This window comes from Cedecea sp., from assembly GCF_036500665.1.
GTDB lineage: Bacteria > Pseudomonadota > Gammaproteobacteria > Enterobacterales > Enterobacteriaceae > Cedecea.
The window spans coordinates 34566-53446 of record NZ_DASYBS010000160.1 but is presented as its reverse complement, the minus strand read 5'-3'; the positions used below and the strand labels follow the sequence as shown (position 1 = coordinate 53446).

Annotated in this window: 23 protein-coding genes; 9 read left to right on the top strand and 14 right to left on the bottom strand. The window is 43.9% G+C overall.

Annotated elements, in window-relative coordinates; all coding sequences use genetic code 11:
• Positions 1-215: 215 nt before the first annotated feature.
• From VGM55_RS25240 to VGM55_RS25225, 4 genes are read left to right on the top strand one after another with little or no spacing between them, the layout of a single operon-like run.
• Positions 216-1493 (top strand): pentapeptide repeat-containing protein, encoded by a 1278-nt coding sequence (locus VGM55_RS25240; RefSeq protein WP_331637079.1) that lies wholly within the window; start codon positions 216-218, stop codon positions 1491-1493.
• 23 nt (positions 1494-1516) lie between these two features.
• The gene (locus VGM55_RS25235) at positions 1517-2614 is read left to right on the top strand and encodes a pentapeptide repeat-containing protein (protein ID WP_331637078.1); all 1098 of its coding nucleotides are present in this window, start codon (positions 1517-1519) and stop codon (positions 2612-2614) included.
• Positions 2607-3203: a DUF3540 domain-containing protein gene (locus VGM55_RS25230; protein WP_154189565.1), complete on the top strand. Its 597-nt coding sequence runs from the start codon at positions 2607-2609 to the stop codon at positions 3201-3203. Before VGM55_RS25235 ends, VGM55_RS25230 begins: the two co-directional genes overlap by 8 nt.
• 5 nt (positions 3204-3208) lie before the next feature.
• Positions 3209-3574, top strand: a complete 366-nt coding sequence (locus tag VGM55_RS25225; protein ID WP_154189566.1) for a PAAR-like domain-containing protein — start codon at positions 3209-3211, stop codon at positions 3572-3574.
• 99 nt (positions 3575-3673) lie between these two features.
• Here VGM55_RS25225 and VGM55_RS25220 read toward each other — a convergent pair whose 3' ends face one another.
• The 14 genes from VGM55_RS25220 to VGM55_RS25155 form a co-directional block, all read right to left on the bottom strand.
• Complete coding sequence (locus tag VGM55_RS25220) at positions 3674-4030, bottom strand: hypothetical protein (RefSeq protein ID WP_331637077.1); 357 nt, start codon at positions 4028-4030, stop codon at positions 3674-3676.
• A 96-nt stretch (positions 4031-4126) separates the two neighbouring features.
• Positions 4127-5074 (bottom strand): hypothetical protein, encoded by a 948-nt coding sequence (locus VGM55_RS25215; RefSeq protein WP_154189568.1) that lies wholly within the window; start codon positions 5072-5074, stop codon positions 4127-4129.
• Positions 5075-5415: 341 nt separating this feature from the next.
• Positions 5416-5598 (bottom strand): hypothetical protein, encoded by a 183-nt coding sequence (locus tag VGM55_RS25210; RefSeq protein ID WP_154189569.1) that lies wholly within the window; start codon positions 5596-5598, stop codon positions 5416-5418.
• 55 nt (positions 5599-5653) lie between these two features.
• Positions 5654-5836, bottom strand: a complete 183-nt coding sequence (locus VGM55_RS25205; protein WP_154189570.1) for a hypothetical protein — start codon at positions 5834-5836, stop codon at positions 5654-5656.
• A gap of 159 nt (positions 5837-5995) precedes the next feature.
• Positions 5996-6514 (bottom strand): OmpA family protein, encoded by a 519-nt coding sequence (locus VGM55_RS25200; RefSeq protein WP_154189571.1) that lies wholly within the window; start codon positions 6512-6514, stop codon positions 5996-5998.
• Between the two features lie 125 nt (positions 6515-6639).
• Entirely contained in the window at positions 6640-7530 is an 891-nt protein-coding gene (locus tag VGM55_RS25195) for a sigma 54-interacting transcriptional regulator (protein ID WP_331637076.1), read from the bottom strand.
• Between the two features lie 155 nt (positions 7531-7685).
• Positions 7686-9683 carry a type III secretion system outer membrane ring subunit SctC gene (gene sctC / locus VGM55_RS25190; RefSeq protein WP_331637075.1) on the bottom strand — a complete coding sequence of 666 codons (1998 nt, stop codon included), beginning with the start codon at positions 9681-9683 and terminating at the stop codon, positions 7686-7688.
• Between the two features lie 15 nt (positions 9684-9698).
• Positions 9699-9920, bottom strand: a complete 222-nt coding sequence (locus VGM55_RS25185) for an HrpF protein (protein ID WP_154186253.1) — start codon at positions 9918-9920, stop codon at positions 9699-9701.
• A gap of 28 nt (positions 9921-9948) precedes the next feature.
• Positions 9949-10581, bottom strand: coding sequence for an HrpE/YscL family type III secretion apparatus protein (locus VGM55_RS25180; protein ID WP_331637074.1), 633 nt, complete (start codon positions 10579-10581; stop codon positions 9949-9951).
• Positions 10536-11102 carry a hypothetical protein gene (locus VGM55_RS25175; protein ID WP_154186249.1) on the bottom strand — a complete coding sequence of 189 codons (567 nt, stop codon included), beginning with the start codon at positions 11100-11102 and terminating at the stop codon, positions 10536-10538. Before VGM55_RS25175 ends, VGM55_RS25180 begins: the two co-directional genes overlap by 46 nt.
• Positions 11080-11814 (bottom strand): type III secretion system inner membrane ring lipoprotein SctJ, encoded by a 735-nt coding sequence (gene sctJ / locus VGM55_RS25170; RefSeq protein WP_331637081.1) that lies wholly within the window; start codon positions 11812-11814, stop codon positions 11080-11082. Before sctJ ends, VGM55_RS25175 begins: the two co-directional genes overlap by 23 nt.
• A gap of 8 nt (positions 11815-11822) precedes the next feature.
• Positions 11823-12167, bottom strand: a complete 345-nt coding sequence (locus VGM55_RS25165; protein WP_154186245.1) for a hypothetical protein — start codon at positions 12165-12167, stop codon at positions 11823-11825.
• Between the two features lie 398 nt (positions 12168-12565).
• Positions 12566-13069: a lytic transglycosylase domain-containing protein gene (locus VGM55_RS25160; RefSeq protein ID WP_331637073.1), complete on the bottom strand. Its 504-nt coding sequence runs from the start codon at positions 13067-13069 to the stop codon at positions 12566-12568.
• Positions 13070-13439: 370 nt separating this feature from the next.
• On the bottom strand, positions 13440-14009 hold the full coding sequence (locus tag VGM55_RS25155) for an RNA polymerase sigma factor (RefSeq protein WP_331637072.1): 570 nt from the start codon (positions 14007-14009) through the stop codon (positions 13440-13442).
• A gap of 76 nt (positions 14010-14085) precedes the next feature.
• Between VGM55_RS25155 and VGM55_RS25150 the strand changes: the two genes are divergently transcribed.
• Genes VGM55_RS25150 through VGM55_RS25130 form a run of 5 tightly spaced genes read left to right on the top strand, consistent with a single transcriptional unit; the run spans position 14086 to position 18880 of the window.
• A complete protein-coding gene (locus VGM55_RS25150; protein WP_331637071.1) occupies positions 14086-14211 on the top strand; it encodes a hypothetical protein in 126 nt (41 codons plus the stop codon).
• Positions 14212-16272, top strand: coding sequence for an FHIPEP family type III secretion protein (locus tag VGM55_RS25145; protein ID WP_331637070.1), 2061 nt, complete (start codon positions 14212-14214; stop codon positions 16270-16272).
• A 22-nt stretch (positions 16273-16294) separates the two neighbouring features.
• Complete coding sequence (locus VGM55_RS25140; RefSeq protein WP_331637069.1) at positions 16295-17107, top strand: FHA domain-containing protein; 813 nt, start codon at positions 16295-16297, stop codon at positions 17105-17107.
• The gene (locus VGM55_RS25135; RefSeq protein ID WP_414648317.1) at positions 17101-18477 is read left to right on the top strand and encodes a FliI/YscN family ATPase; all 1377 of its coding nucleotides are present in this window, start codon (positions 17101-17103) and stop codon (positions 18475-18477) included. Before VGM55_RS25140 ends, VGM55_RS25135 begins: the two co-directional genes overlap by 7 nt.
• Positions 18467-18880: a hypothetical protein gene (locus VGM55_RS25130; RefSeq protein ID WP_331637068.1), complete on the top strand. Its 414-nt coding sequence runs from the start codon at positions 18467-18469 to the stop codon at positions 18878-18880. Before VGM55_RS25135 ends, VGM55_RS25130 begins: the two co-directional genes overlap by 11 nt.
• Position 18881 lies beyond the last annotated feature (1 nt).

Below are 18881 nucleotides of genomic sequence, written 5' to 3'. Positions count from 1 at the left end.
TGTGAGTCGTATTCGTTCTGACTCTCCAGAACCATACGGATGGCCCGCTGGCGGACCTCAGGGGAAAAACGCGTATTTTTAGTCATCCTGTTTGCCTCTTTCTCAAGGAGTTTAGTCTCCAGGATTTCCGGGGCGGTTCAGGATTAATTGCGCTTAACCATCTACTGGAGCAGCCCTTTGCCGCGTTAACCATCGCGCTGGATAACGCGCAGGGCATGCGCTCTCTGGAGCATTATCGGCATGTTATTCATCGGCGCACCAGCGAGAAGGCATCTCCCTTTGAGTTTCTTTATGACCCAGACCTGATGCCTGAAGGTGCATCACTAAGCACGATTGATACTGTGTCCCGGCACCCGGGATCCGCACGCTATGATGGCAACGCGCAAAGCACAGCGCCTGCCTTTTATCAGCGGGTCCGCGAGGCTATTGCATTGCATAACAGCCACGATTTAAACGCCCCAATCCCGTCATGCCCATTACCCCATTTCAGATGCGATCCAGAATGGGCATCTCTTCCCCCTGGAAGCCAAACCCTCGAAAACGAAATCTTTAGGGCAGTAATGTTTCCCGCTTCTGTTGCACATAAAGTCTTTCGACAGTGTCAGTTTAGTCACTGTGATTTTTCAGGTATTTACTTTGACGATTGTCAGTTTTTTTCTTGTACGTTCAGTCATGTGCGCTTTTTTGGTGCGGTGCTTAATAATACCATAATGGAGCACTGCAATCTTAATTGCTGTACTTTTGAGCAGTCATCTTTTAATGAATTCAAAGGGGATTTCATCACCTGTGAAGCGGTACAGGCGATGGATCTTTGCATTGAAAATTCTACGCTCAAAAACTCTCTGTTTCCTGAATGTGATTTTTCCCGGCTACGATTAAGCGAGAGTGAGTTAAATAACTGCGTATTTAATCGCTCGAGTATTCACTCTGCGTATTTTACTAAAAGTGCTTTATGCCAGTGTATTATGAATGCCTGTAATGCCAGGCGTGTTCGAATAGAGAATAGCCAGCTTGAAAAAAATTCTATTACCGGGGGAGACTGGTATGCATTAAATATAGAACAGTGCCAGATTTCCTGCTTGACCGTGGGTGATAAAGCTGATCTGAGTGAGTTAAATATGGTTGACTGTATAATATCTAAAACGGGAATGACTGCGGTTAATCTCCCATACTGTAAGTTAATACGCTGTACGGCTAGTGAGTTTTCTCTTGAAAAAGCGAATGTTAATGCTGGCGTTATTATCGCCTGCGAGTTGACGCGAATAAATTTGCGGGAGAGTATGTTGATTGACTCTTGCTGGCAAAAATCCAGCCTGCAACAAGGCATTCTTTACGGCGCTGATTTACAGGGGGCAATTATAGAGGAGTGCAACCTGGTAAGCGCTAATTTAGCAATGATAAAACAAAATAGCACCACCACTTTCCTGAAATGTTTGCTGGATAAGGTGAGCTGGCTACCCGAACGCCAACGTGACTCCGGTGGTGTAAAATGACTGTTTCTGAGGAAAATCAAGAAATGTCCAGCATGGCAGGAACAGATAATTTTGCTTTTACAGTTCCCAGGGTGATCAAGGATAAGATTTTCAAAGATAATGATTTTTCGGCGCCAGGTGCGAGTAACATCCTGTTTATATCATGTCATTTTGAAAATATCTCTTTAAGTCACTGCCATTTTCATGAATTAAGATTTGAACAATGTACCATGACTCATCTCTCACTGAAGAATGTTCTCTGCGAGAAGCTAATATTTACCCGATGCCAGCTCGATATTGCGATAAACGACAGTAAGGGATATGAACTTTGCTTCCACGAATGTCAATTTAATTCGTTGCAAAGTCATTGTAGTACGCTTGAAGAGATAACCATGCATCACACCTGTATTGATAGCGGCAGATTTATAAATAATGTTATCAGTCAGTTTATCGCGTGCGACCTTAAGGCTCAGAATTGTATTTTAAAAGAAGGAGAGCTAAGAGATTTCAGTGGGTACCAGTGTCATTTTATCAATAATACCTGGCAGCAGGTATTGCTAACTCGCCAGGTGATGGGGGATTGCACACTTGACGGGTGTCAGTTTATTGAGATTAAAGGTCTCAATAGGACCTGGTTTAATTGCCAGCTTAAATCCTGTGAATTTATCAATCTGTCGCTTGAACAAAGCAGTTTTCATCGTTCTGTGCTGCAGGCATGTTCCTTTAAAAGCAGTCGTTTGAGCGGTACTGTTTTGTGTGAATGCCAGTTTCTATATACAAATTTCAACCACGCTAGTCTGGAAAGTATTCAGGGTGAGCAATCATATTTTAGCCACTGTGACCTACGCTATGCTGATTTCACGCAGGCAAACCTGGTGGCAGCGACGTTTGCGCATTGCGACCTGGGGGCAGCAATTATAGCGGGTGCCGATCTGCGGGCAGCAAATTTTCAACACCAGCCTTTGCAATCTACCGCGCTGGAAAACTGTCGGCTACATGGAGCGAATTTTATGGATCATCTCGCGGGTACTTATCAGCAAGATACGCTCCTCGAGGATATTGCTCACTGGTATCAGACTTATCATCCCGGCCCGAAGAGTGGTGCAGACAGCAAAAAAACAGGAGTAATCAACTATGTATGACTCAACTAACCGTTATTCTACAAACGCGACTGAAACGGCCATTCCTACAACAGATGTTCGGCCAAGCCAGCGAATTCTCGTCACTATTGAGTCAGCGCAGGATGGCGAGCTTGTTGTCAAAGCGTTTCCGCGACACAAGATAAAGAACGCATGGCGTTGCCAGTCCAGGCTTGCTGAAGGGGACCGCGTCGAAGCTATTATTGATGGCGATATCCTGTACGTAACTGACATCATTTTCAGTGCATCGATGAATCAAACGCTGATGCTTGGAGGGAAACAGTATAAAAAAATTATTCTGCAGGCTGCGGAGATTGAAATAACGGGCAGTAAACACATTCACTGTACCGCACCCGATATTTCCCTGACGTCCAGAATTAGTACACTGGTTTCTGATACGATCCATCAGGCGACGAAGCTTTTTTTCTTTCGTGCCCGTCATTCCTACCGCCAGACGGAACAAAGCGATATAACCAGGGCCAGGCATATTATTCATGATGCTCAGCAGAGTTATTCTCTTAGCAGCGAGATTGGCTCAATAAAATCGTCAGCCGTACTTAAGATCAACGGCAATCAGATCCACATGGGATGATCAACATGACAGCAGCTAACACCCGCAGTGGAGGGTATGCTTTTTCCGGTTTTGAACCCATGGTGCCGGTTTCCGGCTCCAACATGGCTTTGAATGTAACAGGGATCCCTAACGTCGCAAATTTATTTTGCTGCGGGGGAAATGAGCAAAATACCGGTACCATCAGGACCACAAGTATAAGCACTGGCGGCATCCTTGGGGCTCTCTCGGGTACAGCGTCTGCGTATATGCAGCCGCTTCAGGGGTCGAGTAAATATTTTATTCAGGGGTTACCTGCAACGCGTCTTGGCGACATCAGCTTGACCAATGCCGGGAACACCTATGCCACTCAGATTAGCCCCAGTCAGACAAAATACTTTATTAATGTTTGAGCGGGCTATAACAAATCACCGGTGGAGATAAATGCTTCCCCCCCTTTTCTGGAGTCGCCGACTGGCGACTCCACTTAAAAAACATTATTAAAAATAGCGTTACCCACCCGCCATGAAGCGCTGAAAGCTTTTAAGGCTATTTTGAAAACTTGACATGATGCCATCAATATATCCCTGAATGACCTGCTGTAGCATATTGTTCAGTTTTTGTAGCATTGAAAAGTTGGTCTGAAACTGCTGAATCATTTCCTCTTGTTTTTGCTGATTACTGCTTATCGGCTGTGCCACGTTCTCGTTCGTGGCGTAGGAGACTTTGTTATTTGTACCACTGACGGAGCCGGTATGAGGTAGCTGTGTTTTTTGACTATTTTGTTCCTGGGGAGCGCTCATTTCGGCGCTAGCCGATGTGCCTGCGGTGTAGCCAGATTGCGTACTTCTGATTTCATTCACACTCATACAACCTCCTTTATGGGTTTCTGAAACGCTGTTGTCCGAAATACAGCATGATCGGACCTAATGATGTATTACTGGCGTGTACCGCTTAAGTCGCGGTCAGGTAAGCGCAATCGCATATCCATGGCCTGGGATTTTTCCCTGTCTCCCATATATTTCTTCTCTTCCATTAATGACTGCGACATCATGCCCATTTCTGAGGACAGTGCCTGTCATGCCGTTTGCCAGTGCGTGAACATGTACTGTTCGCATATGATTTTTCAGCCCCAGCCGTTTTAACCCTTCACCAGCATTTTCTCTGTCATTCACACTCAATAATGCATGTGAAAAACTTCTGCGTGCGTGCCCATCGTTATTCTCAAAATGTGCTCTTTTGACCGAAGCTGCATATAAGAAATTCGCATTGCGGACTAATTGACGATCGCTCCCGACGAGCCCGGCAGAGTTGGTTGATTGACGAAGTTCTGCGTGAGTCAGATGCAATACAAACCCATCACGCATTGTAATATCGTAACCGCCTGAGGTTTTGGCTACGTGCGAGAATATATCTTCAGGATCTGTACCGAATTTCTGCATGGCTGCTTTAATAGCGGAAATGGTAACGCAATTTTGGGTTCCGTTGCCTTGTCGAAACCCGGAAATAATATCATTGGATCTTTTTTCAGGATCGGACCCTGGCTGATACTGGGAACCGTAAGACACGAGGTTGTCGGAACGGAGTGCAGAGAAATCTACGGGGCGGGAAGCCTGGCATGTACAGTTTTCCGCCCGTAATCCATTGTCCGGTGGCACGCCACTGCAATAAGCGTTTTTACTCCCTATTTTATCGTCCGGAAGAAGCATCCCCAGCAGCAGTTTCAGCAGAAATTCAACGCTGTTTTCATTCGCTGTCGGCAGGCTGCGGCTTTCAGACGGTGCTAAGCAGGAAGGTGTTTCGATAGTATTTTTGCATTCACTGCCCATACCGCCTGTCTGAATATAATTGGTTTCAACACTCGCCGGAAGTACCTGCAATGAAAGTAAATTATTTACTGTGGATATAGTCATTAAACGCGGCGCCTCCCTTAAAGAGTCGATATGCGTAGTGTTTATTTCGCCCAGAGATATAAACCGGCAGCGTAAAGTGTGGTACCCGAAGATACCACACATAATAATTACCGCCGCTAGTCGTGCTTATTAAAAGTTAACAGGGGAAGCATTTTGCTGAGGAGAAAAAGAAATCGCTGAGCCTTCACCCTCGTTAGCGTTTCCCCCGGCGTCTTTTGCTGAGCCTGAATTCTTACCTTCCTGGAGACCTTGCATAAGGCTTTGTAACCCCTGCATAGCCTCCATACCTCCACCCGATGATATTGGATCCATAGTATTGCCTCTTAGTTAAGATATTTATGTTAATATCTGATTTTATTTTGTGCCGAAGCTGAACCTGCTTTAACTGCACTATCAGCAATACCGTTTGCTTTAGAGTTAATAGCATCCTGTTCGGCTTTCATCAGGGAATCCATTTGCATTTGGGCCTGAATACCTTCCATACCGGCGGCATATCCCATACTACTGGCAGCTCCTAAACCCATAATAAACCTCGACTCTAGTAGTTAACGTGCGAAAGGGAAGGGTACTTCTCCCGGATTAATATCGGACTTTAATTTGCGCAGCGGCTGAACCGGCTTTTACAGCACTATCAGCGATACCGTTTATCTTTGCATTATCTGCATCATGTTTGGCTTTAATGAGCGCATCCTTTTGCATTTGCGCCTGAATAGCCTCCATTCCAGCCTGAAAGCCGAAACTACTAATTAGACCTAATCCCATATATAGTCTCCTCTCGATTTAAATACGGGGGTTTTTAACGTACGGATGATAAGTCCAGGCAGGACTTTTTAACACACAGTGAACTGATAAATAAATAAGGTTGTTACAATAAAGAAGCGCGAATTCCAATTTTCCTGAACAGATAGTATTTTATAAAAATTACGGGAAGCGATAATCAGCCAGATCAATTTCTACCCGCCGGTTAGCCTGCCGACCCTGCGCTGTGCTATTTGTTGTGATAAATTCTTCGTCCCGACCTGTACAAGAAATCTTCTGCTCACTAATTCCGTGTGCCATGAGAAAAGCCTTAACGCGACTCGCCCGGTTCCTGGAAAGTATCGTGTTTACCCTCTGAGGTCCGGTGCTGTCACTGTAGCCTCTGATGCCGACCCATTTTGCTTTCCCCGCAGCCTCAATAAGCAACTTTTGCTGAGTCTCAGTAATGACAGGCTGACTGCCAGAGACGGGGAAATGAATAATAGAACGTGTAAAGCCTGGATAATTTTTACTAAAAGGGGCCGGGGGTGTATGTCGATTTAACGGAATAGCTCTGAACGCTTCAGGGGCGCTAAACTGTTGCCAGAATGTATCATCCCCGAATGGGTTATCTGCCAATGCCGACCCAAAGCCGAAAAAGAATAACCCTGTGATAGCCAGAAAGTATTTAGATATATTCAATATAGACTCCTTGTTATTTATTGAAGTTAATGCATGTTAAGAAACATACGCTGTTTTTGGAAAACTCATAGCAGATATAAAGAGAGTCGACGTTCAATCGGTAAACTCTTTTAAAAACGAGGCAATCAGGGTAATTCAATCGAGAGTCTTTTCAGTTTGTAATACAGTGCTCTCTTGGAAATACCAAGCCGGTTTGCGCAAGATTCAACGTGGTAAGCGGTGCGCGACAGACATTCTTCAATGAAAAGTGTCTCCGCATCCCGTAGCCAGGCATCCAATGAGTCAGTACATATCATTTTCTTTTGGTGATCGGAAACGGGGGCTACCCCCAATACAAACCGTTGTGCCGCACCTTTCAGTTCGCGAATATTACCTGGCCACGGGTGATGTAATAAAGTGATGATCAAATTGCTATCAATCTCTGACATCGGTATTCCATATTTATCTGAAAATTCGGCTGCAAATCGACGAAATAATGTCATTATATATTCGCGCTGGTAACGCAATGGCTTAATTTGTATGGCAAAGGTGGAAATACGAAAAAAAAGGTCGCGGCGAAACATTTCCTTGCATATTAAATCTTCAAGTCGGGTCTGTGAAGCAGTGAGCACTCGCAAATTTACCGGGATATGTTCGGTGCTGCCTAAACGGCTAATAATTCTGGTTTCGAGAAATCTCAAAAGTTTCACCTGTATATTCAGGCTGGTGCTGTCGATCTCATCCAGAAAAAGAATACCACCGTTTGCCTTTTCGATATAACCCGCACGAGATTTAGATGCTCCGGTGTAAGCTCCAGAGACAACACCGAATAGTTCACTTTCAAAAAGAGATTCTGGAAAGGCTGCACAATTAACGGCAACAAATTCACCTTTGCATGATGAGTACTCAAATATTTTTCTGGCAATTGTATCCTTACCTGTCCCGGTTTCACCTTCTATTAATATATCTACATCCGTGGCCGCCAGGGCTTTAATCTGAGGTTCTAACTCCATGTGATAATCAAAAAATTTATTCATGCAAAATCTAATGCCTCATTGCGAAATTAACCTGTATCAAAATTATATAATATAGGCCTCAAGGTAGATGAATGTAAAATAATGAAATGATAAGTTCATTAAAATGAAATTGCCTAGGATAGGCAGTATAATTTATGATCGCGAAATTATATTATTTATTTTCTTTCGAAATTATATTTATTTCCACTATAAATCTTTTGTGTTTGCGTATTTCTATTAAATTCATTGGTTGCCTGAATGATATTTCTTTTGTAAGCAACCAACACTTTAGCCGTTCCCCCAGGTGATATTTCACCGGTTGGTGAATATTTTACAGAAATAGTATATGGATTTTTACATAATTCTTCAGGCACTGGGATTTTAGTGTTGCTTTTGTTATAAATGGTACCAATTGTCACTTCGTAACCCTGGCCTCGATAAAACTGTTGGCCGTTGTTTTGGATCGCGAATTGTGGATTGTCATGACAAAAAGCTTTTAATGTCATGCCCTCACCCCCCTTAGTTAACCACTTTGGCGCGTAGCCATTATCCAGGCTGGTTAATAAAGCTGAAATGTTATATCTAAATGGCTCATTATTTTTTTCTTTATGGGGGGCATTGGCAAGGTTAGAAAAATTACTGATATTATCTGGCAGTGTTTCATCAATAATTTCAGGAAAAATAAGAAAGATACGCTCTCTGTTTTGTTCGGTCGTATTAACGTTCGTAAAAAGTTTACCTATGCCGGGAATATCTCCAAGTATTGGAACCTTACTCTCGGTCTGCTGAGTTGTCCTTTTCTGCATACTGCCAATAACCAGCGCAGAACTTTCATCCATTACGGCTTGTGTACTGATTTCTCCTCTGGAAATGTTCACATTTTCAGCTATTGGACCGGCTTTCATCTTTCCATCTTCAATATCAATGTAGAGATAAATTTTCCTATTATTGTTTTCAGTAATAATACGTGGTGTCACCCGCAGGCTGGTACCTACAGAAATAGGCTTCAGATTAGCAACATTTTCACCTGTCAGCTTGACATACGCAGTGTCATTGAAATCGATAACTGCCGGATAATTATCTAATGTTACAAGGGAAGGGCTGGAAGACACCCGGGCATAGCCGGCTCCTTCGAGATAGTTAATATCAGCCAGCAGATTGGGTAAATTGTTAAGCCCAATCGTTCCACGGCGTCCCATCATCGAGGATATCGTTGTGTTACCAATTTTGGCGAGCCAGTTGATTGACAGTCTGTTCAGCTCATTACGATCGATATCAACAAGGAGTGCCTTGATACCTATGATTTTTTTGGGCTTATCCAGATTTTGTATCAATGATTGATATTCAAGACGCAAGGAGGGATCGTCCCGGACAATAATCGCATTATTAGCCATATCTGCAACAATGCGTCCGTTGCCCCCTTCGGGATAGGGGGCGAGTCCTGGAGGCAGATTTCTCTCTGCCAGCGTGCGCAGCGTTTTATCCGATGAAGCCTCCATTTCAGGCATCCACGATGAACTATTATCCCCGACGCCATTGCCCATCACACTTCTCACCAGAGTGGCCATACCTGGAACCGTTAATTTCTGCTCCCTGTAGCCAATAACCCGATCGACCACTGACATATGTTTTACGGGGAAAATCATATTTCTTACACGGGAAGATGCCTTATCTTTAGGAAAGGACAAAAATTGCTCAACGAAAGAGACATATTTTTTGGGACCGGATATCAGCACCGCTCCCCGATTACCCATCTCCCCCCAGCCAAAGCGCGGCTCAAAAAGCCCGATATCAATCAGCGCCTGTTTGGCTTCGGCAGCACTCACGGCATCCGTCATGATTCGACGGCTAGTCTTGTCCTTTATATCATTGATGTACAGCGTGTCGTTGTATACAAACCATTGAAACTTGTATTGCATAGCCAGTCGATTGAGGAAGCTTTCAGCATCTGCTGCTCGCAGGGTTCCTTCAACGGGTAAAGTATAATTTTTGTCCTTTTCAATATTCACACCAAACCCGCGAGCAAAGTCGGCTAATACCGTATCGAGAGAGTTTTCCCCGGCAACATAGGCATAAGCACCTTGCTTCCAGGATTGTGGCACAGCGGCCTGAACGTCAGAATTTAACGTAGCATATAAACTCAGGAATAACGTACCATAATAACGAAGTTGCATTTTTAACAGACCCTGTTAATTAATTGCTTCCAGTGCGGATTTACGTATTGAATGGCGAAATTCAAGATATTGTGAGTTAACCCAGCTCGCGTTGGAGTAGTCCTGTAGCTTGAATTGAAAATTATACATATCATTGGGAGATAGAGATTTTCTGGTCTGGTTCGCAAAATTATAAATATCAATTTGAGAAGAAATCAGGTTAGCCCTGAGTTGGTGTTGTAGTAGATCAATGCTCATTATGTGATCTCCAGTAAGCCTGTTTGAGTTAGATCATTATCGCTGCTTTAAATTGTGACCAGCCGATCTCAAACTCACAATCATCGGTTATCAGCGTAAAGATGTCGGCAGCGAGACCAGTGCAGGGCAGTAATTTGATATCATACCAACTATGTTTGTCTCGCCAGCATTGAATGTCTTCTAAATGAACCACGGAAAATTTTAGTGTCATTTCCTGAGCATCAACGCTAGTGTAGAAGGTGCTTAACTCCTTAAGCATGAGGTTAATCTTGCTCATCGCGGTTAATTCATCAAGAATCTCGCCCAGGATATGGTTAATTATCCTGGTGGCGCTTTCAATAATTCTTTGCTCATCAAATAGCTTTTGCTTTTCCCATTTATAAAAAAATAACGCACATTTTTTTGAAAAGTCTTCAGAGAGATCATGGCGCTGTTTTTCACTATGATCCAGTGCCTCTTTTTTAGCGCGTTCAATGATTGAGGCAGCCTCTTTATGCGCACCGTCAATAATCTCTCTGGCAAAGGCTCCTGATAAGTGTAAAGTTTCATTAGCCATCTCCAGTGTCGCTTTTTTAATCAGACATTCACCGACTGGAATGGGGATGGTTAATAGCTTCAGATCCCAACCGGGGCTGGCTCCCGCGGCGGGTTTATTTTCCATACCACGGCCCTAAATACATTATCATAAACGTCCCTCTCAGTTTGATGATCGCAGCCGGAAAGCGTTGTACGTTGTATTTCCGGTGGAAAAAGGAGGTAGAGATAGCTTCTGCTCATCGGTTCAATAACACTCAATACACTCAGTGTAAACGCTGCCGGGTCCTGCTCTGCCCACACCGTTATAGCCAAACTGGTTCTCGTTCGAGCTATTCTTCGGCACCATATTTTACTGCTGCTGTCCAAATCATGATCATGGTTCCTTAATATGGCATCTACCAGCTTGATAAAGTGTTGGCGCTGTTCTGGTGAAAATTCAGAAAGTGTTCGTAAATAAAATGATATGACTGAAGGTATGACAGGTTCAAGCTTCAGGATTTTAAAAAATAGGGAAGGATAGTAACGCAATACTGACTTGCCTCGTCGCTCAATCGCTTTTATCCAGTGCGGATGCATTGCCTGATAAAAATCATCAAACAACCATTTAGCGGCATGCAGGTTTTCATCTTCGTTTAAATTTTCCATTAATTATCTTCCATACTAGCCAGCCTGACCCACACAGAAATATTAACAAGGTCAATATTTTTCTGATGAATGAAAACACTTCGCTGTTTTTTACTTCAGAAAGGCCTTCCTGAGCATTATCGCGGCTATTCTCATTAACGAAGATAACCGAAGTGTCCGTTGAGGCGTTTCGCATAAGTCCGGGGAGTCCGGTGATAATCAACTCTTTTATTTTGTTTTCATAAATATCAGGATCCAAATAGTCTCGATGTTTAATAAAAACAGCCGCAGAGGCGGGTTGGACAGGATCACCCGGCGCAATACGTTCAGCAAGAACGATGTGAACTCTGGCACTAATTACGCCATCGATTTGTTCCAGAGTTGACTCCATCTCCTGAGACAGAGCATAGATATAACGTGCCTTTTCCTCCAGAGGGCTGGACAACATAGTATCCTTGCTGAAAACCTCACCCAGATTCTCCTTAATATTCTTAGGGTAACCTTGTTTGTTCAGTTCTGAAATAGCGCTGGTAAAGTCTCGTGCATTAACAGTAACCGACACCCCCTGTTTGTTAATGACTTTATTTGCCTGAACGCCATTTTTATTCAAAATGGCGATCATTTCATTAGCTTCGTTCTCTGGTAGATTGTTATATAGTACCGACGATGAGTCGCAGCCCTGCATAAGCATGAGACCAATGAGTAGAAGTAAACGCCCATGATTTATATTCATCATTAGAGCTATTGTAAGTTAACCAGCTTCTCGATGCATTGCGTGCACTTGCTTATGATTTTTATTCCTGCCAGGTTTTTCAGGTACAGCTCGCTAAGGGCGGCGTTGGCATCAGAAAATGCCAGGTGGTTGGTTGCATTCGCGGCATTATTCAGGCCAAGCATAGCTTTTACTCTTGCAGACTCAATGGATTCCAGAGAGAGCGTTTTATCCTTGTCAGAAGCAGGTTTGGCAGCTGAATAAAAATTAAAGTTACTGATATCAGATAATGCTGCACTGTTGTCTGTAGCACTTGAGCGGAGGGCTTCTGCAGATAATGAGGTGTTGCCACTGGTTATTGCCTCAATCTTCATGAAAACATTCCTAATATGTAGTTTTTAATAAAATTACTCAAATGAATAATCTGTTTTTTTATCGGTGAGTTGGCAGCAGTGTCGATATAAATTCGATGCCAGATTAATCCACTCATCGTAGCATAACCTCTCAAGATCAAAATATTGGCTATCATTCTGGGTGGTGGAGAACAACAGTCTAATCTTATTATTATGTTTTTCTACCGATGTGAAGATTGCATAGCGACTACCATTTTCTTTAAAAAGAAATAACCGTGGGAGGCACAGGTTGTCCGTTATGATAAATCCTGAACAATGTGGGTAGATTATACCATCAACGCTTCCCGGTATTTCTTTAATATGTGACAGCGTCCATATTAATTTTTTACTACGGATTAACAAATAATTTAACTTCATGGTTACCTGACCATTTTGACGTTTGCAAGATAGTGAGCATTTTCATTTTTTCGTGATTTTCTCTCATGGTAAAGGGTGGTGTATATTTTACGGATTTTTTTCGCATATATTTCCCGTGTTCTTTTTTGCGACCTGGCAAAACCTGCATTATAAGAACCCAAACACTCCCAATTCCTTCCGCAAATATGTAAATGCTGCGATAATATTTCAGCAGCAATTTGTACATTCAGACACGGTTTATTAAGCAGATCACGCTCAGTTTTGATTATCCCTTTCTTTTTAAGTTGCGGGATGTGCAGACTGTTGATCTGCATAAGTCCGTAGTCTTTGCTACGCTTTAACTTGTTACCTGATAAATTTATTGCATGTTGGTTTAAATTACTTTCCTGTATTGCAATGGACTTCAAAAGTAGAGGGTCAATTCTATTTTTCTCTCCAGCAATATTGAAGCAGTATGCTTCTGTTGGCTGAGAATGGAAGACGGCGGATAATAAAATTAATGCCATTAGTGAACGCATGATGTTATGTCGCTCCCGACAGTTGCTAATTTATCGGTGGTTTAAGGATAATATTTATTGGTGCTTTGGAATTGTCATAGCACATGACTTAATGAATTGTAGCTGACCTGTTATTCATTAAGTAAGATAGATGCCCTTTGAGTTCCCATTTTGGCTATTCTTTTCAAATGTTGACAATACAGACATTGGTTAAAATGATCGCTGTGGGTAAATGTTATCTTGAATGCACGCTGGCGCAGCATAATGAATCATTCGTGATGAAAAAATTTGGGTGAGGGGATTGTATTTGCGCAATACTCTTATTCATCAATCCACCGATAAAGGTGGACTGATGAACTTCTGATGGTTCTGTACTTCTCTATAGCATCTTTTTCTTAATCAAAACCCTTGAGCGAGAGAGGCGTGAGCGAACTGTACCAATAGGTATTTTCATCACTTGAGCAACATCGTGGTAAGAGCTACCATCCTCCAGTAGGATCTTAAAAATTTGTCGGTTTTCCTCCGTAAGATTTTCTATTTCATTCAACGTCTTGCAAACAAGTTCATTCTGAATATAAACATCCTCTGGACAAAAGAACAAAGTACTATCCAGGTCGTTGCCAAATGAGGAGAAAATGGCACCTTTTTTCTTTTCTGCATAGTAGTTTCTAATGAGGTTAAGCGCGATGCTGAATATCCATGTGGCGGGTTTCGAATGCCCAGCATAGTTACAACGGCAGAGTAATGTTTTCAGGCAGGTCATCTGAAAAATATCATCAGCATCAGCATAATTGTTAACCCGGCGCCGGATAAAAGAATAAAGTTTATTGAAGATTTCCTCAAGAGTCTCTCCCCAGACTCGGTCACACTCTTTTCTGCAACCAGGCAATTGATTCTCTATTCCCAAATAACACATATCAGCCTCCGGCGGTATTGTTTGTTGTCCCATATGTATTATGGCAATTATCATGCCAGATATAATAATGTGATAAATCAGTTGATTAAGTTTTATGGTGGATGATTTTGTGCAAATGCTGGTTGGTGAGGTCAATATATCGGTGAATGAACTTGCACAAAAATTTTCAGGAACTTTTTCTCTTGTTTTCCCACATAAACATAAAGACCGCTTGCAGTTGAAAGGAATCGATTAGATGAATACGCTACGGACTCTGCTGTCGGTATTATTTTTGCGTGCTGAAATTATTGGCGGCATCTTTCTTATTCTGATTGTACTCATCATCTTTGTCCCCGTCCCCCCCTGGTTGATAGACCTGCTGATAACACTTAATATTTGCATTTCAGCCTTATTGCTAATGGCCGCGCTTTACTTAAGGGATTCACTTCAATTATCGAGTTTTCCTTCAATTTTGCTGATCACCACTATTTTCAGAATGGGGATTTCCATTTCGACAACACGGCAGATTCTACTGCAGCAAAATGCTGGCCATATCGTCGAAGCTTTAGGGAATTATGTCGTGGGAGGGAGTTTAGCTGTCGGCGCCATCGTCTTTCTGATTCTCACCGTGGTAAATTTTATCGTTATCACGCGTGGGGCAGAGCGCGTTGCGGAGGTTGCTGCTCGATTCAGTTTAGATGCAATGCCCGGAAAGCAGCTTTCTATTGATAGTGATTTGCGAGCTAACCTGATAACCAGCGAACAAGCAAAACAGATGCGGTATAACCTGGCTAAAGAGAGCAAGTTATATGGCGCCATGGACGGCGCGATGAAATTTGTTAAAGGAGATGCCATTGCCGGCATTATTATCGTTATCGTCAATATTGTTGGCGGGCTATTTGTTGGTATTGTGCAGCATAACATGGACATGGCAGGGGCGTTGCAACTGTATTCTATTCTTACTATTGGCGATGGGCTGATAGCTCAAATCCCGGCATTGCTTATTTCGCTTACCGCCGGGATTATTATCACCCGAGTTCCAGATGAAGAGAATAAAAAGTTTCTCAGTACGGATATTTTTCAGCAAGTATTGATGCAACCACAGGCTTTAATCACGGCAGCAACCTTCATGCTCTGCTTTGCCTTTATACCTGGAATGCCATCTCTGTTATTTGTTGCCTTTTCTGCATCCACTTTTACCCTTGGTGCTTTTAATATTATGAAAAGTAAACGCATTCCTGCCCCGGTGGTTACGGAGATTGCTCCGCAGGATAATGCATTCGAAGATATTAAAGCGTTTAACGCAACCGTTCCCTATCTTATAACCTTTGCCGCGCTGCAGCAGAACAACGAAAGTGTCGTTCTGCTCATTGGTGAGTTGAGAAAGATGCGCAACACGATTGTCGATCAGTATGGATATATGTTACCGGTTTTTGAGATACGTTTTACGGGAAATGACCAGCCTGACTGCTTCAGATTTTGCGTAAATGAAATTCCGGTACTGACTTTACCTTTTTCTGCCGATCTTGTCGTGGTGGCAAAAGACGATTTGCCGGATACGGTTCGTCAGACGCTTATTGCGGCGGAGAATCATTATCCTGAGGATGATGAAAAAGCCTGGCTAACACGGGAGGTGATTATGCAACAGGCCCCCGACATAGTCTCTGTGCCTGCGCAGACATATATTGTCCGAGCCACTGAACAGACTCTTTTCGAGACATGCTCACAGTTTATCGGACTCCATGAAACCAGCGCTCTGGTGAAATGGCTGGAATTTGAGTCACCGGAACTTGCGCAGGAGCTGCAGCGCAGCGTACCCCTGAACATTATTACTGCCATATTGCACCGCCTGGTCAATGAAAGAGTCTCGTTACGCTCGGTACGACTGATTGTTGAATCCATCATTATGCATGGCTCCGATGAGTATAATGTCGACAAGATCGCCGCAATGGTACGTTTATGTCTTAAGAATATCATTTGCCACCAGTATGCCGTCTCTGGTGTGATCTCCGCATATGTATTTTCGCAGCAGAGCGAGGCGTTGCTGCATGAATATCTTGCAGAGGCAGATGATGTCGTTAGCAGAACCCGTTCTGAACAGCTTTATAATGCCTCAGCAATAATTTTTAAACGCTTTACAGAGCATCACTTGATGAGTGATTATTATGAAAATAAAACTGTATTGTTGGTCGAACATTCACTCCGTTCCCCCTTGTGCTCACTATTATCACAGAATAAATATTTTATTCCGGTGATCTCATACTCGGAAATTCCGCAGAGTATTTCCATTAAGATTATCGATCACATTATTTTATGAATAGTACAGGCAGAAATAAGAATTGTACGAACTACGAGTGTTATCTGGCCATCAATTTAGCGCGGCACTTCCTTTAACCGGAGAACGCTGGAAGATAGGGACGTCTGCAGGCAATCACCTCCAGCTCTCAGACAGCGGAATTCAATGCGAACATGCAATCTTATCCTGCGAGCAGCAGACGTGGAGTATCACCTTTTGTCAGACAGAAAGGCGTGTAGCAGTCTATCCCGGAGAGGCTTTTAACGTCGGCCCTGTGTGGCTCATCGTGTGTGATATCTCAGCCCCCTGGCAAGCGGCCCCCGGGCGCATATTATGGTCAGGGGCGGCTAAAAAAAGGATCGGGTATGCGCTTCCTGTGCTACTGATGTTGGCGACAATGCTCGTTATATGGCCCTTTGAGCCAGAGGGAAAGCTGCCGTCAGACAAGGTAAAACCCGAGCTCACTTTACTGACATCAGACAATATTACTCTCGTACTCAAGAATATGATCAGGGAAAGAGGGTTATCGCGCGAGGTGTTGATAGGGAAAAAAGACCACAAAGTGATTCTCACCGGCGTCCTCCCCCCGCGGGAAATGAATATCGTTGCCCGAATGCTGGATACTTTTACTTCCCGTTACCGCGCTCCTGTGCCTGTTATTAACGAAACGCAAGAGCTTATTAATACGCTGCCATTCCAGATAAAAATGGTCTCCAGAAATACGCCTCCGTATATTGAAACATCTACCGGGAAGATGTTGTTTATTGGTGATGAGTTACAGGGTTATCGGCTTACCGCTATTCAAGAGCATGAAATCGAATTACAGGGCAAAGAAACTGTGAGAATTAAATGGTAGCGAATATGAAAAATAATGATTTTCAGCGCTGGGTCTCCTGGAAACTGAGTTCCGGTATCAGGAAAAAATCCGTTAGCGTACGCGCTAAGGTCAGAGCTATTAAAGGCATGATGATTGAATGTCGGCTACCGTACTCCCGGATAGGCGATTTATGTGAAATTCAAAGCGGGGACAGAAGGTCACTAGCAGAAATTATCAGTTTCAGGAAAGGAACAACCTGGCTTGCCACGCTGGGGGTCGTTGAGGGGATGGGGGAGGCATCATGGGTCGTTCCTTTCTTCGAGCCGCATCGCATTTGCTGCCCGGAAGATCTACCCGGTAGTATTCTTGATGGATTTGGTCGCTCGCTGAGTCACAACCACAGGCAGGCTTTTGTGGTGCCGGGCGAGGACAACGTAGAGGGAATAGCGGTAATGCGATCTCCTGCTTTAGCCGTGACGCGTCCGCGTATTCACCATCCACTACCCACGGGGTTACGGGTTTTTGACGGGCTAATGACGCTCGGCAGAGGGCAGCGATTGGGGGTTTTTGCCGGGGCCGGCTGTGGCAAAACGACCTTACTGGCTGAACTGGCACGAAATGTTGAGTGCGATACTATCATTTTCGGTTTGATCGGCGAGCGGAGCAGGGAAGCTGGCGATTTTATCAATCACGAGCTCGACGAGAAACTTCGTCAGAAAACGGTGCTTATCTGTGCAACGTCCGATAAAAGCAGTATGGAGCGAGTCAGAGCTGCATTTTCTGCCATCGCGATTGCGGAGTTTTATGCCCGCTCAGGTAAGCATGTACTCCTGATCCTGGATTCTCTGACGCGCCTGGCGCGCGCTCAGCGCGAAATCGGCCTTGCTTTGGGAGAACCCATTAATGCCAGCGGGCTTCCCCCCTCTGTGTACACGCTGCTCCCGCGCCTGATCGAGCGGGCTGGTGAGTTTGGTTCTGGCAGTATCACCGGCCTTTATTCTGTGCTAATGGAAAAAGATATGCAGGACGATCCGATTGCGGAAGAGATCAAATCGCTTCTTGATGGACACATCATGCTTTCGCGTTCCCTGGCGGAAGCCGGGCACTATCCGGCCGTGGATACCCTGACCAGCCTGAGTAGAGTCATGCCTCAGGTCGTCGGCAGTCAGCAGCTTAAAGATGCCGCCCGTTTTCGCGAATTACTGGCAATCTGGCAGGAAAATGAAATTTTGATCCGCATGGGGGAATATCAGCAGGGGAGTGATGCAGAAATTGACTGCGCAATTTCTGCAAAACAAGCGTTGAACAGTTTCTTGCAGCAACCCTTAAAACATCCGGCCCCTTTCGACGATACATTAGCCCTTTTGCACTCTCTTGTGCAGCAATACCCGGCGAAGCATGATGAATAACCCTCGTTATATTCTTCAGCGCCTAATCCCGGTGCATCAGCAAAGAATGATGGGTTATGAACATACCCTGAAGGGGTATCAGCAGCAGTTGAACGATCTCATTGAAGATACTGAAGGTGAGCTGCAGAATATTCAGTCGCTAATGTTGGAATATCAGCAGAATGACAGCGCTTTTCAAATCGCGTCACAGCAGCGTGTGATGAGCTTTCATCTACTTATCAGCAAAAGATTGCATCTCAAAAGTCTGGCAGAAGATATTGCGTTGCATAACCAGAGCCTGCGGAATATTAATGCACGAAGAGAGCAGGTCTGCCAACAGATCACAGTGACCAGAGAACAGATTCTTTTCTATAACAAAAAACTTGAAAAGATTAGACAAACCCTCCTTTTAATTAAGGATTAAC

What these genes read in the sequence shown, in the direction of transcription:
- VGM55_RS25145 (WP_331637070.1), top strand. Translation starts at nt 14,212, where the DNA reads ATGAATACGCTACGGACTCTGCTGTCGGTATTATTTTTGCGTGCTGAA.
- VGM55_RS25235 (WP_331637078.1), top strand. Translation starts at nt 1,517, where the DNA reads ATGTCCAGCATGGCAGGAACAGATAATTTTGCTTTTACAGTTCCCAGG.
- VGM55_RS25210 (WP_154189569.1), bottom strand. Translation starts at nt 5,598, where the DNA reads ATGGGTTTAGGAGCTGCCAGTAGTATGGGATATGCCGCCGGTATGGAA.
- VGM55_RS25160 (WP_331637073.1), bottom strand. Translation starts at nt 13,069, where the DNA reads ATGGCATTAATTTTATTATCCGCCGTCTTCCATTCTCAGCCAACAGAA.
- VGM55_RS25205 (WP_154189570.1), bottom strand. Translation starts at nt 5,836, where the DNA reads ATGGGATTAGGTCTAATTAGTAGTTTCGGCTTTCAGGCTGGAATGGAG.
- VGM55_RS25175 (WP_154186249.1), bottom strand. Translation starts at nt 11,102, where the DNA reads ATGGAAAATTTAAACGAAGATGAAAACCTGCATGCCGCTAAATGGTTG.
- VGM55_RS25180 (WP_331637074.1), bottom strand. Translation starts at nt 10,581, where the DNA reads ATGGAAAATAAACCCGCCGCGGGAGCCAGCCCCGGTTGGGATCTGAAG.
- VGM55_RS25165 (WP_154186245.1), bottom strand. Translation starts at nt 12,167, where the DNA reads ATGAAGATTGAGGCAATAACCAGTGGCAACACCTCATTATCTGCAGAA.
- VGM55_RS25135 (WP_414648317.1), top strand. Translation starts at nt 17,101, where the DNA reads ATGGTAGCGAATATGAAAAATAATGATTTTCAGCGCTGGGTCTCCTGG.
- VGM55_RS25240 (WP_331637079.1), top strand. Translation starts at nt 216, where the DNA reads ATGCGCTCTCTGGAGCATTATCGGCATGTTATTCATCGGCGCACCAGC.
- VGM55_RS25185 (WP_154186253.1), bottom strand. Translation starts at nt 9,920, where the DNA reads ATGAGCATTGATCTACTACAACACCAACTCAGGGCTAACCTGATTTCT.
- VGM55_RS25225 (WP_154189566.1), top strand. Translation starts at nt 3,209, where the DNA reads ATGACAGCAGCTAACACCCGCAGTGGAGGGTATGCTTTTTCCGGTTTT.
- VGM55_RS25130 (WP_331637068.1), top strand. Translation starts at nt 18,467, where the DNA reads ATGATGAATAACCCTCGTTATATTCTTCAGCGCCTAATCCCGGTGCAT.
- sctJ (WP_331637081.1), bottom strand. Translation starts at nt 11,814, where the DNA reads ATGAATATAAATCATGGGCGTTTACTTCTACTCATTGGTCTCATGCTT.
- VGM55_RS25195 (WP_331637076.1), bottom strand. Translation starts at nt 7,530, where the DNA reads ATGAATAAATTTTTTGATTATCACATGGAGTTAGAACCTCAGATTAAA.
- VGM55_RS25220 (WP_331637077.1), bottom strand. Translation starts at nt 4,030, where the DNA reads ATGAGTGTGAATGAAATCAGAAGTACGCAATCTGGCTACACCGCAGGC.
- VGM55_RS25230 (WP_154189565.1), top strand. Translation starts at nt 2,607, where the DNA reads ATGTATGACTCAACTAACCGTTATTCTACAAACGCGACTGAAACGGCC.
- VGM55_RS25215 (WP_154189568.1), bottom strand. Translation starts at nt 5,074, where the DNA reads ATGACTATATCCACAGTAAATAATTTACTTTCATTGCAGGTACTTCCG.
- VGM55_RS25155 (WP_331637072.1), bottom strand. Translation starts at nt 14,009, where the DNA reads ATGGGACAACAAACAATACCGCCGGAGGCTGATATGTGTTATTTGGGA.
- sctC (WP_331637075.1), bottom strand. Translation starts at nt 9,683, where the DNA reads ATGCAACTTCGTTATTATGGTACGTTATTCCTGAGTTTATATGCTACG.